The 13,865-nt window shown below is 65.0% G+C and carries 10 protein-coding genes and 1 tRNA gene; 4 read left to right on the top strand and 7 right to left on the bottom strand.

Features of this window, described 5'->3' with window-relative positions; genetic code table 11:
- Nucleotides 1-63 precede the first annotated feature (63 nt).
- Together J0P97_RS11265 and J0P97_RS11260 are read left to right on the top strand one after the other, a co-directional pair.
- A complete protein-coding gene (locus J0P97_RS11265) occupies nt 64-876 on the top strand; it encodes a phosphatase PAP2 family protein (protein ID WP_215487884.1) in 813 nt (270 codons plus the stop codon).
- A gap of 69 nt (nt 877-945) precedes the next feature.
- Nucleotides 946-1,017: transfer RNA gene (locus tag J0P97_RS11260), tRNA-Arg, on the top strand.
- 209 nt (nt 1,018-1,226) lie between these two features.
- On the opposite strand, the gene J0P97_RS11255 is transcribed toward J0P97_RS11260, so the two are convergent.
- The 7 genes from J0P97_RS11255 to J0P97_RS11225 all read right to left on the bottom strand — a co-directional run bounded on the left by J0P97_RS11255 (nt 1,227) and on the right by J0P97_RS11225 (nt 9,919).
- A complete protein-coding gene (locus J0P97_RS11255) occupies nt 1,227-2,357 on the bottom strand; it encodes a tyrosine-type recombinase/integrase (protein ID WP_215487883.1) in 1,131 nt (376 codons plus the stop codon).
- A gap of 171 nt (nt 2,358-2,528) precedes the next feature.
- Nucleotides 2,529-4,229, bottom strand: coding sequence for a nuclease-related domain-containing DEAD/DEAH box helicase (locus J0P97_RS11250; protein WP_215487882.1), 1,701 nt, complete (start codon nt 4,227-4,229; stop codon nt 2,529-2,531).
- A gap of 96 nt (nt 4,230-4,325) precedes the next feature.
- Complete coding sequence (locus J0P97_RS11245) at nt 4,326-5,531, bottom strand: DUF697 domain-containing protein (protein WP_246540295.1); 1,206 nt, start codon at nt 5,529-5,531, stop codon at nt 4,326-4,328.
- A complete protein-coding gene (locus tag J0P97_RS11240; RefSeq protein WP_215487881.1) occupies nt 5,528-6,175 on the bottom strand; it encodes a hypothetical protein in 648 nt (215 codons plus the stop codon). The genes J0P97_RS11245 and J0P97_RS11240 overlap by 4 nt, the downstream gene beginning before the upstream one ends.
- A gap of 164 nt (nt 6,176-6,339) precedes the next feature.
- The gene (locus J0P97_RS11235) at nt 6,340-6,657 is read right to left on the bottom strand and encodes a hypothetical protein (protein ID WP_215487880.1); all 318 of its coding nucleotides are present in this window, start codon (nt 6,655-6,657) and stop codon (nt 6,340-6,342) included.
- Nucleotides 6,658-6,687: 30 nt separating this feature from the next.
- On the bottom strand, nt 6,688-9,423 hold the full coding sequence (locus J0P97_RS11230) for an ATP-dependent helicase (RefSeq protein WP_215487879.1): 2,736 nt from the start codon (nt 9,421-9,423) through the stop codon (nt 6,688-6,690).
- The gene (locus tag J0P97_RS11225; protein WP_215487878.1) at nt 9,416-9,919 is read right to left on the bottom strand and encodes a hypothetical protein; all 504 of its coding nucleotides are present in this window, start codon (nt 9,917-9,919) and stop codon (nt 9,416-9,418) included. Before J0P97_RS11225 ends, J0P97_RS11230 begins: the two co-directional genes overlap by 8 nt.
- 105 nt (nt 9,920-10,024) lie before the next feature.
- Between J0P97_RS11225 and J0P97_RS11220 the strand changes: the two genes are divergently transcribed.
- Entirely contained in the window at nt 10,025-12,313 is a 2,289-nt protein-coding gene (locus J0P97_RS11220; RefSeq protein WP_215487877.1) for a hypothetical protein, read from the top strand.
- Between the two features lie 4 nt (nt 12,314-12,317).
- Nucleotides 12,318-13,844, top strand: coding sequence for an AAA family ATPase (locus tag J0P97_RS11215; RefSeq protein ID WP_215487876.1), 1,527 nt, complete (start codon nt 12,318-12,320; stop codon nt 13,842-13,844).
- The last annotated feature ends 21 nt before the right edge of the window (nt 13,845-13,865 follow it).

Here is a 13,865-nt window from a genome sequence, read left to right as displayed (position 1 = left end):
GGATGGTGCGAACTGAGGCCGGGCTCTGCGCGTTCACTCAACCGGGCGTGCGACGATCGGATCATGCGAGCGACACCCCGCGCCTGGCACTTCCTGGCGACTGCCGTCGGTCTCGCTGCGCTGTTGGCGATGGCGTACCTGTTCTTCGTGCAGGGGTACATGGGGCAGCTGATCGATGAGCAGGCGCGTCTGGGGGCGCAGGTCGGCGTCGGCGCCGGCGCCGTTGCGGCCGTCCTCGATGCCGTTCCGCTGACGAGCGCCGGAATCGTCGTCCTCGCGGTGGTGATCGGGCTGATCCGGCGACGCGGGGTGGCCACGGTTGTTGCGCTGGCGGTGGTCGCGGCATCGAATCTGACGACGCAGGCGCTGAAGCATGAGCTGCTCGATCGCCCCGACAACGGCGCGACCGGCGCGTGGCACAACTCATTCCCCTCCGGACATACGACCGTGTTCGTGTCGGCGATGTTCGCGCTGTTCCTCGTGTGCAGCCCTCGGGTGCGTCCGTTCGTCGCCGCCCTCGGGGCCGCGGCCACGATCGCGGTCGGCATCCTCCTCGTCGAGAGTCAGTGGCATCGGCCGAGCGACATCGTCGGCGGCATCCTGGTGGTGGCGGTCTTCGTGTTCCTCGGGGGAGCGGTTCTCGCGCGAGCCACGCCGCGCGGCGTGCGCCCGCGGCATCGGGCGTGGCCCGGGGCGGTGGGTCTGCTCGCGCTGGCCGCGGCGGGTTCGGCGGGGGCGATCGGTCTGGCGTACCTGACGACGGATGCCGCCGACTCGAGCGCGCTCGCCGCCACGGTCGCGGGACTGGTGGCGATCGTCGCCGCGGCGGGCACCGTCGCGGTTCTCGCGACGGTGCTGTTCCGTCGGGTTGCGTGAGGCGGGCGCCGTGGATTCGTCGGGCGCCACGCGTCGTCGGGCCGCTGCTCGACTAAACTCGGGGTGCCAGCCTCTGTAGCTCAGTGGAAGAGCCACTCCGTCCTAAGGAGCGGGTCGGGGGTTCGAATCCCTCCAGGGGCACACCCCTTTTTTACCTCTGACCAGGTATTTCTTCTGTGGTCAGACCTCGCAAAACGCGTTTTTGCCCGTTTTTTGCCCGCATATGTAAACGCTATGAACCGAAAACAAGGCCCCTCAGAGGGCTCCAATCGGCTCCTCAGAACGTCGAAATCGGAGTCGCTTTCGTGTCTCGAGCCTCGTCTGGAGACTGAGCAATCTGCTCTCGACGGTTACCGCGTGCGGCGGAAGCGGGTCTGCGGACCCGCCGGCAGTGCCACGAGCGGCATCGCGTCGTTGAGGCGCGCCGCGACGGCATCCAGATCATCATCGAAGAGGTCGGCATACGTGTCGAGCGTCATCGCCGCGGACGCGTGACCGAGCATTCGTTGCACGGCCTTCACATTCGCGCCGGAGCTGATCGCGAGCGATGCAGCGGTGTGGCGGAGGTCGTGAGGGGTGAGTCGAGGTATCGACGGATCGATCGCCTGCGCGCGCTTCACAGCGTTCGCGAACCAACCCTGGCTGCCGGAGTTGCGCATGTGGTTGACCCCGTCGCCGAACAGCAGCCCCTCCGGTCCTTTGCCGGCGCAGGCCTGCTCGATCAGGGGAGCCAGGCGATCGGGGTAGGGGACCGAGCGCTTCTCGTGCGTCTTCGGCGTGCCGACGTGGATCTCGTAGCCGATCATCACGGCGTTCTCTTCGATGACGAAGCGCTTGCGGAGCCGATTCACGCTGCGCACCCGCAGCCCGGTCGCCTCGCCCCAGCGCAGCCCGGTGTAGGCCAACGTCAGAACCATGGTTGGGTGCGCCGAGCATGCCGCCAGGGTCGCCACCTGGTCATGCGACAGATAGACGCGTCGCTTACCGGGACCCCTCCGGGGAAGATTGCGGATGTGCCTAGCGGGATTGCTCGCGAGGCGACGGTCGTCGATGGCGACGTCGAGGATGCCGGCGAGCACTCCAAGGGCACGTTTGACGACAGTGCTCGACTTCTGCGTCGCGAGCTCCGACACCCAATCCTGAACTTCTGAGCGGCGGATCGACCAGATCTCCCTGTGCGCCCACACCGGAGCCACGTGGTTCTTCCATGCTCGCTCGAGCGTCACGTAGTACGACGGCTTCGACATCGGCGGCTGCTTAGAACGCAGCCAGCTGTCGGCGAACATCAGCACCGGCACCCGCGACGTGGCGGGATCGATGTACTCGCCCTTCGACTTCGACACCGTCACCATCGAGAGGTAGAGCTTCGCCTCACGCATCGTCGTGAAGCCGCGCTTCTCCGCCTCGCTGTGATCCGGTTTGCGATAGCGCACGCGGTAACGGCGGCCTTTACCCGTTTCGTACGGAGTGATGGTGCCCATCTCAGGCCTCCGTTCGTGGCGACTTACCTGTCGGGATCGCGACCAGTTTCCGACAAAGCTCGGACGTGTTCAACGCCACCGCTCCAAGACGTCAATGGAAGGCGCGAATCGTAGCTAGCTGGGGCTGGCAGAGTCTCTCCGCTCGGATGCGAGGGACGCAGCTCCAGTATCCTAGTGCTCATCGCGTTGGGTCTTCTCCGGCGCGGACAGATCATCGCGGGTCGTGAGCACGATGAGTCGATCCTGGGCGCGTGTTGCGCCGGCATAGATCAGATTCGAGAGTCGCTGGTTGCTTCCAGTGATGTCGGTCAGAATCACTGCGGGCGCTTCCATGCCTTTGAACTCGTGGATCGTCCCCCAGCGCACGTATGACGAATCTCGGATGCTGGACCCCAATGTTGAAACGGCGAACCTGTCGTCAATGGCGCGTTGCGCGGCGGAGTCGCGGTAGGGCGCGAGGATCACGATGTCCTTGGGTCCGAACCCCTCGCTGCGCAGTTGTCGCACCGCCTCATCGAGGAGCCGCGCCTCCTCGCTCCGAGTGCTGTAGATCTTCACGCTCACAGCGCGCTCGTCGCTGTGCTCACGCCGGAAGGTCCGGCACAGCCCGCTGCGTCCGCTAGCGTCTTCCGCCCAGGTGCCGACCGAGCGTTGATTGCGGCAGTTGGTGTCGAGATCGATGGGCGCGATGCCGGGCACGCGCCTCTCGATCGTCTCGCGCCCGTCGTCGACGCCACTTCGGAAGATGTTTTGATTCGAGAAGTCGCCGAGGAGCAGCATCCTTCCGCGGCCCAGCCCACCGACAAGCATCGCGTCGAGGAAGTCGAGGTTAGCGTCGGAGGCGATGTCTTGTGCCTCGTCGACGACCAGGAAGTCATAGGGCGGATCGAAAGACGACGCGGTCGCCTTCTCGAGCGCGGCAAGCGGCAGCTGCTCGTTGTACCAGTCCGCTCCTGCATCCGTCGGAGAATGGACGCCTGCTACCCGCTCCATCTCGGCATGAATGCGCGCCGTCACCACACTGTCTATACCGGCGAGTTGCGACGTGAGGTGCTCCTCGAGGAGCCGGTTGAACATTACGACGAGCACCCGATCACCATCGACTGCGTGGCGTCTGGCTGCTTCGGCGGCGATGTAGGTCTTGCCCGTTCCCGCAGGCCCTTCGACGAGAACACGCGGTACCCGTCCGATCAGATCTAGCGTGCGCACCTGATCTTCCGTGAACGCGGCCATCTCGCGCTCACGACGCCGCTTCAGCTCTGCGGGCTTGATCTCAGCCACAAAGGTCGGAGACAGCGCCTCCCGGATCCGGTTTACGCGCTCAAGCGTCGGCTCTCCGGCCGCACGGCGGTAGCCGCGCTGCGTATCGGCGGAATCGGTGTCGACCGCGGTTAGTACGCGACGCACTGCCGTCGCGGCGTGGCCGAGGTCACCAGCGTCGAGTACGGCCCACTCGTTCCATCCGATTCCAGGCGGGATGTTCTGCTTGGCGATGGATGTGAACCACACGGCATACCCGGCAGGAAATGCAACGGGATCGAGCGAGCGCTGGCGGAGAAAGCTCAGGATGCTATGGAACTCGCCACTGGCCTGCGTGAACGGCGATCGATGGGTCCAGTCATCTTTTCCGAGCTTCCACCGGCCAGTGGTATCGGTCTGCACGCGGAGGTGCGATTTCACCTCGATGACCAAAATGCCGTGACTTGGCGCCAGCACAACGAAGTCGGCTTCGCCTTCCCGCTGCGTGACGTGCCGACCGATTGCGAGCGAATGGAAGACAATCCAGTCGTGTGTGCCCGGGGCGTCTCGCAGGGCGACGAACGCATCACGCTCGCCGGGAGCAGCATCGTCTGCGATCGTGGGCGGGATCATCTGAGACACTGTGGAACCTCCCGCGAAAACGCAAGCGACATCTTCCAATTAGCCTTCGACAAATGGGTCACGCCCAGAACCTTCTCGAACTCTCGATTAAGCCTTGGCGAGCTTCTGCTCGGCCATCTTGCGGACGACGTCGAGGAATCCCGGCACGAAGTCGGACCAGGAGTTGCTCACCTTCTCAACATCGACCTTGCCGGTATGAATCTGCTCGCACAGGCGCATCCATCCTTCGCCGGTGGCAGCGGTGAGAGCGCCGGCGACGCCTGCATTCATCACACTTCCGGCGCCGGGGATCAGCTTGAGCATGCTGCTGGCGAGGGCGCGCCCGGCGAGCTGCGCTCCCACCTGGGCGAGGGCGCCGGCGGACATCATGGTCTTGATCTCCAGGTCGTAGATCGTGGCGATGCGCGCCATCATTCCGAGCTGGATCGGCGCCAGGATCGCGGCGTCGGCAATCGGAACCGGGACAGCTGCGGCACCTGCTGCCGCAGTCGTTGCAGCGGCGATGATGGGGCGGGCGAGTTCTCGCTTCCAGGGGAGGTTGAGTCGTTGCGCGATGCGAAACGCGTCTTTCTCGTTATCTGGCGAAAGGGCGAGGGTTTCCGCGACGAGCTCACCGAGACCATGCCCTTTGCCCTTCCCGTGCTTATCCTGCGTCGAGGTGAGGATCACGCTGCGGTACGGGATGTCGATCGGCAGGTCGGTTTGTGGGTCGACAGGCTCGTTGAGCCACTCGACGAACTTCTCCACACCCTTCGCCACGCCGTGCTGACCCGTGATGGGATTCTTGATCCAGTCGACCTTGGTCAGTACCAGGACGACCGGAAGCCCTTGCGCGTCGAGCTCGCGAATCATCGCGATGTCGGCCGGTGTCAAGCGGTCATCGTTCGCCTTGACGCAGTACCAGACGACCGAGACCTGCTGGGTCTGCGGGCTGGCGGAGATCGTGTCTAGGTGAGCGCGCAGTTGTTCCGCAGGTGGCGTCTGCGACCCGATCTCGAACCCTTCGACATCCCAGATTCCGAGTGAGTCATCGTTGAAGTACTGGACGCCACGGGTTACGGGTAGCCCCTTACCCACCTTCGCCCAGTCCCGACCGAACACGGCGTTGACGAGCGAGGACTTGCCGACGCCGGAGCTCCCGATGATCGCAAGGTTAAAGCGTCCGTACTTCGATTTTGCCTCGGCCGTCGCGTCGAGGAACGGCTGCTCGTCGATCTCGAGGCGCTCCGGTCGCGGAGTCGGCTCTTTGGTCATGTGGCTCTCATCTCCTTGCAAGATGTCGCGGCGCGTCATTTGGCGTACTCGAATTTCAGCGTCGCTTCGGGCTCGATGCCCTTCACGATGCGCGTATAGAAGGTCTGCGCCTGCACCTCGAGCAGCGACCGATAGTCCTCGATATGCGACGCGATCAGTTCATCGGTGAGCAGGTCTTCGACGGCGGCGACCTTATCGATCTGAGGAGTCGTCCAGCTGAGGATGCCGTTCGATTCGGTCGCGACGCTGAACTTCGGGTCGGAGTATCCCAAGTAGATGAACGGGGGGATTGTGATCGTGTAGGTCTTATCGCTCGTCGGCACGATCTTGATGTCTTTGCCTTCGATGCCGAACTTGGCGTCGAGGTCGTATTGGATGAACACCTGACGGTCAGAAAACGGGACGTCAAAGAGTCCGAAGAAGCTCTGATTATCGCTTTCGGTCTCGATTCCACCGACCCCGGCGGTCACGAGGATCACTTGCTCTTCGCCGTGCACCGATCGGACAACTTGAACTGAGCGTTCCTCGTTCGCACCGAGCATCTTGCCAAGGACGATGCCACCGAAGGCGGCCGCACCGATGAGGAGCAGGACAAAGAGCACGAGCAGCAACTTCGCCCATCCGGGCGTCGTAGGGCGCGGCTTGTTCAGCCGTGCCACAGGTGGCGTCGCGGTGGTGCTCATTCGTTGTGTCTCCCCAGATAGATGATTTGCGCCCTTGCAGCTATGTGAATGTATCCGGTCCCTGCGACGTCGGTGCTCACCCGGCGTCTCGGCATGTCCGCTGGCCGCGTCGCGGAGCTATGTCGTCATGAGTTGTCGGCTGAGCAATCCCGGCGGACGACACATCACAGTCGGTCGATCCACGTGTCTTCCTCCCGGTCGACCCACGCGTTCCCCGTGCGTGACTGACCCAAGGCGGCGATACGCGAACGCAGGCTGTTGATGAGCCTCGCGGCGGCGCTCGCGGTCAGCTCGTTCACGGAGCCGATCGTCGTTCCTGTCAGCTCTCCGACGATGGCGAACTGGCTCTTTGCGTCGGGGACGCCGAGCTCCTCAAAGAGAGCGCGGATCGTCGCGCGTTGCGCGTCGGACATCATCATCACCTGCGGGGGGTGGGCGTCGTGAACGGCGTCACTGCCGAAGGAGAACAGCTGGTCACTCATGCGTCTAGTTTCCCGTCTGAAATCTCGGTGCTAAACGGCGTCGCGGCAGAGCAAGCGCACATCGCAATGGGCGCACTTCTGCTTCGATGGGTTGGCGACGAACGACATGTCGCGCAGTCCCTGGGCAGCCGCGCGAACATCAGCCTCGGCGGCGGATACTGCTGACGCACTGACATCCACAGAATGGCGGGTGGCTTTGCCGAGGTCATGCACGAATGCCGCGGCGACCGTCAGTCCTTCACGGCGACCGGCATCGGCATAGACCTGGAGTTGCAGCGGTTCGATTTCGGGCCCCGTCGCAGTCTTGTAATCGACGATCGCGAGATTCTCGGGCATGCCGTCGTGGTCGTCGTAGACGACGTCGGCTCGTCCCGCGACGACAACGCCGTCGAGGTACAGCTCGAATGGTCGCTCCGTGGCCCACGTGCGCAGGAACTCATCCGGGTAGTCATCGAGATAGGTCTGCACGAGCGCGCGGGCACGCTCTTTCATCTGTCGGTGCGCCGGTTTGTTGGCGAACGGCAAGAAGAAGTCGTCGTCCATCAATGCGTCGATCTCGGATGTCGACGGCAGCTCACCTAGTTCTCGAGTGCGCTCGGCGAGAACTCGCATCACATGATGCACCGCATTTCCGTAACCGAGCTCGTCGTGGACGGGAGGGAGGAATCCGAGCCGCGATCTCAGGAGGTAGGAACGCCCGCATGCCGCATACGCCGCGAGGTCGCTGTAGCTCATCTGCAGGTCGCCCGCATCGATCGCCGTGACGTCGAAGGAGCCTGCTACGCCACCGTCACCGGCGATCTCGCGAGCCAGCTCAAAGTACGGCGAAGCGAGAGAACTCTGTTTGGTGATCCGCTTGTGTCGCGAAAGCACCAGATAGTCGCGCGCGCGGGTCGCGGCGACATAGAAGAGGCGACGCTCATCGGCATCTGAGCCCTCGTAGCGGGATGCGTCGAAGAGGTCTTGCGGTACCAGCCAGGCTTGCGCCTTGCCGGCCCGGGTCGACGGGAACCGGCGTTTTGTAAGCGAGGGCAGGAACACGACGGGCCACTCCAGGCCCTTAGCTCCGTGCACGGTGCCCAACGCAACCGCATCGCCCGTGAGATCCTCTTCGCCGTCGAAGTCGTCGTAGGAACCAGCGGCGTAGTTGACAAGCAGGATTGCCAGATTCTTGAAATACCAAGGTGTCCAGCTGGCGCCGATCTGCTCCCCTGGAGTAGTTGAATCGCGGCGCGATCGACGGTGGACTGCCTCGTAATCAGCGAGGACGCGTGCAAAGCGTGCGACTGTTCCGAGACGGTTGCGCTCCAGCGCGTCCTCGAGGTCCCACTCGCGCACGCCGAGCAGCCCGAGCAGGAGATAGAGGTCACCTACGAGGTCGACTGGCGAGCTGGTTGCGGCGGCGCGCTCCTGCCAAGCCGTCAGATGTGCGCGGACAAGAGCAAGCGACCGTCGAGAAAGCGAGAACGTTTTCGTCAGCAGCAGGATCAGTCGATCGAGATCGACCTTCTCGCGTCGATCGTCGCCCGCGAACTTCCAGTCGAAGTCGACGAGCCACGCGTACACCGCGCCGAGAGCATCGGCGATCGGCTGCTCGAACAACCCGGTGCGTCCGCCCGGCTGCACGGGAATTCCGGCTGCGTCAAACGCCTCAATGAGTCGCGGATACGCGTTGCGCCCACGCACCAGCACAGCGATCGCGCGATACGGCACGCCTTCGCTCACAAGAGTCTGGATCTGAGCTGCGATCTCCGCTGCTTCATCGGCTTCCGTTTCAGCGGCAGGCAAGACCCGCACGCCGTGCCCTCGCGCAGGCCGATGGGTGAGCATCTGCTTGTCGAGCCGACCTTCGATGGTAGCGGCGAAACCGTTTGCGAGGGACACAATGTCGGGGCGCGAACGACGGTTCGTGAGCAGTCGAAACTGCGTCACGTCGGGATAGCGCTCGGCGAACGTCACGATGTTCGCAACCGCAGAGCCGCGCCACTGATAGATCGCCTGATCATCGTCGCCTACGACCACCAGTTCCGCTCTGCCAACGGGCTTCGCGAGCAGCGAGATCAGCCGCTCCTGCGCGGGGTTGACGTCCTGATACTCGTCGACAATGAGGTGCTTCACGTCTCGTGTCACGGCGGAGTGGATGCCGGGATCTTCGAGCGCGCGAACCGCCTGCACGATCTGCTGACCAAAGGTGAGGACGCGGTAGCGGTCAAGTGCTTCGTAATAGGCGATCACCGCGTCGCGGAACTCGCCCGCGGGGAGCGCATCGGTCGAGATGAGCTCGTTCTCGAGGACATCGACGCTGCGCAAGAAAGTCGTGATTCCGGCGAAGAGCTTGCCGCCGCCGAACTCCTTGAGCCCGAGCCGCGAACCTTCCCGAGTCATTAACGCGACCAGCTGGTTCTCGTCAATCAGGGAATACGCCTCGAAACGTGGAACGTAGGTCTGAAGCAGCCGGAAGCAGTACGCGTGAATCGTGCTGACCTGCAACTGGCCCAGCGAGTCGCCGGCACTCGCGCCCAGCCGGCCCGTCACGCGCAGCCGGACGCGGTCCTTGAGCTCGGCTGCGGCCTTTTCCGTGAAGGTGAACGCAACGATTCCGCGCGGCGGCACCTTCGATGCGATCAGGTCGGCAATCCGCTGAGAGACGACCTCCGTCTTGCCGGAGCCCGCCGCAGCGATGATCTGCAGATGACTTCCGCGGTGCGAGACAGCGGCGGCGGCATCCCCTTCGAGGGAAGGAATCGAAGATTCGCCATCAGTCACAGTGCCTGACACGATAGCGATAGATGAGAGCCTTCTCATTCAATGTCGGTGGCGTGTACCAGGATCGATAGCAGCGGGACTCGAGATCTGCACACGCCGGGCTGGCGACGCGATACGAACCCAGCGGTGCGTTGGCATGTAGTGACGGCAGGGGAGGGACGTGGCAGTGATCTCGACGGGTGGCGGGTCCAGCGCGGTCGCCGCGTCCGCCCACGCCGCGTGCGCACGTTTCCGCGGCACCGACCCGCTGATCACGGGGCGTGCGCGCCGCACCCTCGCCGCTGAGGTTGGTTTTGCCGATCTCGGTGTCGGCATTCCTGAGGCGCGGTGGATGCGCGCCATGACTTTCGAGCGCCTCGTGAAAGACAAAGCCTTCGCGAGTCGGGTGACGACGACCGCGATCGGCGCTCTCGGCCTCGCCCGCCCCACAGCGGTCGTCACCGTCGACGCCAAGGTCGGCTCCGCGAAGACGCGTCAGCTGCTGGCCGATGCGCACGCCCGAGCACTCTCTGAGGGCTCAGCGACGCTGATCCACGAGACCGCCGTCCCATTCCCGGGCTTCGAAGATGTCGAAGCAACCGAGGTCAAGCCTGATTACGTCGTGGTCGCGCCCCAGACGGCGGCGCAGGGCGGTGGCTCCTGGCTGATCGTGGGCGACGCGAAGGATTACGAGCGGGTGCGCTCGCGAATTGACGACGGTCGCATGCTCAAGGGGTTTCTCCAGGTCGCACTCGGCGCCGAAGCGTTCGCTGCGTGGTCAGAACGACCCGCCGGAATGGCGGTGCATGATCACGGTGTTCTCGCCGTCCCGCGCAATGCGTTCCTGCAGCCGACGGCCGTCGTGGAGGACCTGCACGACCACCGACTCGAGGTGCGCATGCGTGTGGCAGAGCGCGCCGCGGCAGCACGCGAGCTGCGGCTGGAGCCCGCCGATAACGCACTCACCTTCGTTCGCCACCTCGCCGCGACCTTCGATCCGTCGACGTGTACGACGTGCAACATGTTCGTCCTCTGCCGTGACGAGCTGCGCCAATCCACGGTCCCGGCCGATCTGCTGGTGGAGCTCGGGGTCGATCCCGACCTGCGTCCGCATGTCCTCGGGCTCGTCGACGGCACCGGCGTGATCGGCTCCGCGCCGGAGTCAGTGGTCGCCGGCATCCGTGCCTCTGTCGACGGCCACGCCGTCCACACCGGCCAGCGCCGTACCGATCCGGCGGGAGAGCCGGGCACGATCAATGTCGTCATCGCCAAGGCCGACGCCGCTGCGCTCGGCATCCACGGCATGTCCGTGCAGCGGGTGAGCGCGGCCGGCGTGGGGGAGTGGCACACCGAGGTGTACGACGCGCCTCAAGCGCCCGAGACGCGTCAGAAGGCGATGCGTCTGCTTGGGTCGGCGATCGAAGACGCGATGCGCGCGCAACGCAAGGCGACGCCTGAGGCACCGAGCCCCATCCACCTTGTCGTTCCCGATGGGCAGACCGGGGATGTGCTGACGTCGATGGCGGACAACCTTGCGGGTGTGGAACTCAGTCGCCTGCGCTGGGAGCGTGATCTGGCTCAGGGGCGCCCCGCGCTCACCTGGGACGGTGAGCCGGCGGTGCTCCCGAAGCCGCTGCGCGAGACGGCGCGCACCGCGGTGTCGTTCCTACTCGAAGAGGACCGCGCGCGGGCGTTGCAGGTACGGATGCCGATTGTCGACCTGCGGGCGGTGTTCTCGCGGCACTTCGTCGCCGGGGGCCCGGCCGTGAACGCCCTTCGTCTCGATTACGCGACGGAGTGGGCGCGCGCGACGGTGCCGGTCGAACATCGTGCGTTTGCCGACGCGATTGAGAAGTCGCCGTACACTCCCGGCGCCCGCTTGACGAAGGAGCGTTCGGATGCCCTGCACCGAGCACTCGTCGGTGGGGCTGGCCGCGGCAAGAAACGTATCGAGCCCGATCTCACGGCGTACGACGCGGGTGTCCGCGCCGAACTTGGCTATAAGCAAGAAGTGCTCGGCGCCGCACTCACCGAACTTGCGAAAGTCGAGTCGTCCGCTCTCCGTGAGGTGTACCGCGCCGTGGAGGGAGATGCGCAGGCGGTGTGGCGTCGGCGGCTGTCGTTCACGGCATCCGACCTTGTGCGGTTCGGACGCACGTACCGTCGATGGCGCAACCAGCTGGTCCGCGTCATCGAAGCCGACGCCTCCTGTCACGACCAGCTGCTCGCAGTCGCGAACCCACAGGCCGCGTCGGACCTGGCGACGGATGCCGGCAACCGGCAGCTCGCGCACGCGACCGTCGTCGGAATCGATCCGCTCGTTTTGTCGGTCGAATCGCGGCGCATTGTCGATGGTTCCAAGATCGCGTTGCTCCACATCAATGAGCAGCCTTGCGTCGAGGCGCACCGGGACGACATCTCGCTCGGCGGATCGTTTGTGATCGAGGGGATGAGCGTCGGGCTGCTCTCGCGCGAGGGCATTGGGCAGGAACGGCCGCGGAACGAACTGCGTTGGAAGCCCAAGCACGCGCCCGGTGTAGCGGTCGGCGACCGACTGATCGTCGCCGACGCGGGCTGGTTCGCGGGCACGGCGTATGACCGCCGCGTGTCCATCGCGCGCCCGCCGGCAGATGAGTACGCGGCGCCGAAGCCGACCTGCACCCCGCAATCGTACGAGCAGGCTCCGCAGGATCATCGGTGGTGCTGCAAGCCGCACCGCGCGAACGAAGCAGAGTTCTCCGACCAGCTCGCTGAGCGTCGTGCTCGCGGGGAACTGAACCCCCAAGCGTGGCCGCCGGTGCGTGACGCGGACGGGTTCGAGGTGTCGCCGGGTGGTTTGCCGCAGGGAGACGCGACCGACCGCCCCTCTCAGGCGGCACCGACTGATCTGACTCTGGACGACGTGGAGTGATGTCATGACGGTCACATTCACCGCACCGCTCGCAGCTACGGCCGAAGGTACCCACCATGCCGCGGCCGCGGCCGGCAATGCGGCTGCCGCGACGAAGGCATCAGGTGTGCTTTCCGATGCGCTCTCCGGTACCGCGCCGGTCGACCGCATCCTGCTGAAGGCGGCGGCGGGGGCGGGCAAGTCGTACGTGCTGAAGCGGCTCGTCGGTGACGCGCTCGCGCATCCTCGTTGTCTGCGGGTGGCCGTGGTTGCATTCACCAACAAGCAGACCCACCCACTTGCCATCTCCCTGGGCAAGGCGCTCGGCCGCGATCGTGTATGTCTCCGCGTCTCGAAGGCCGCGTTCGCCTCAGTGCCCGACGAGGTGGAGACGTATGCGACGATCGCCGGGTCATCCAAGGACATCCCCGAGTACGCATCGGTCGTCATCTCCACCGTTCACATGCTGGGTGCGCAGGGCGAACTCGGTCGCATGGAGAGCGCGCTCGGTAGCAAAGCGGCAAACAGTGACAGCGTCTACGATGTCCTGTTCGTCGACGAGGCGTGGCAGATTCCGCATCATCTCTTCGACAGCGTGACTCGCGCAGCTCCGATTTGGGTCGGTGTGGGCGACGTAGGTCAGCTTCCTCCGTTGGAGATCGGCTCGAATCCGTGGCGTGGTGACGAGCGTTACAACCCCTACCGCGCGTGGCCGACCGACTACGACGAGGACGCACGCACATGGGCAGCCGAGCTGCCCGCAGTGTGGCGGCCGACCGCAAGCCAGCTCGCCCTGTGGCGGGCGTTTTACCCGGAGTGGGGTGAGCTCAACTGCGTCGCCGGGCCGGGCGACCGGCAGATCAGTTTGGGCGCGATGGCGCAGCCTGCTGCCGATGTCTGGCACCAGGTCGCGACAGGGGGACCCACGTTGCTCGAGATCGACGGACTGCCGCCGGCGGATGCCGCGGATGTCGACGTCCCGCTCCTGGACGCCGTGGAGGTGCTGCTCGACGAGTTGCTCGAGCAGGGGCTCACGCTGAGAGCGCGCCGATTCGATGACGACGCGACGCCCGCGACGATGGCGACGCCGGACGAGGAGTATCGGTCGATCGAACTGCGGGAACGCAGCGACGACCCGTTGATCGCGGTGCTGGCGACGCGAAACCAGCTTGTCGATGACGCCGCCGAGATGGTGGAGCGCCTGCGCGCGAAGCACAATCTCGCAGACACGGACCTTGTGAGCTCGACCGTCGACTCCTACCAGGGGCAGACGAACGGCATCACGATAGCGATCCATCCACTCACGGGTGCGGCGAAGCTTGATGAGTTCAACTCCGCGTTTGGACGCCTCGCCGTCACGTGTACACGCGCGACACACGGGCTTCTGCTCGTGTCACGCCCGGGGCTGGACCGTCTGTTGAACGAAGCACCCGCTCGCCCGGGAACGCCGTTCGGCGAACCCGGCAACCGCACACTTCCGCGACAGACACACCAGCGGATTCTCGCCACGTTCGCCCGTGGCACTCTTGACCTGACGCCCACTGACGCATAGCCGCACCAAAGGAATCACGCG

Origin of the sequence: Microbacterium flavum (assembly GCF_018717645.1) — a bacterium.
Lineage (GTDB): Bacteria > Actinomycetota > Actinomycetes > Actinomycetales > Microbacteriaceae > Microbacterium > Microbacterium flavum.
Note: the sequence above shows the minus strand (reverse complement) of the source record. Positions and strands in the feature narration are given on the sequence as shown.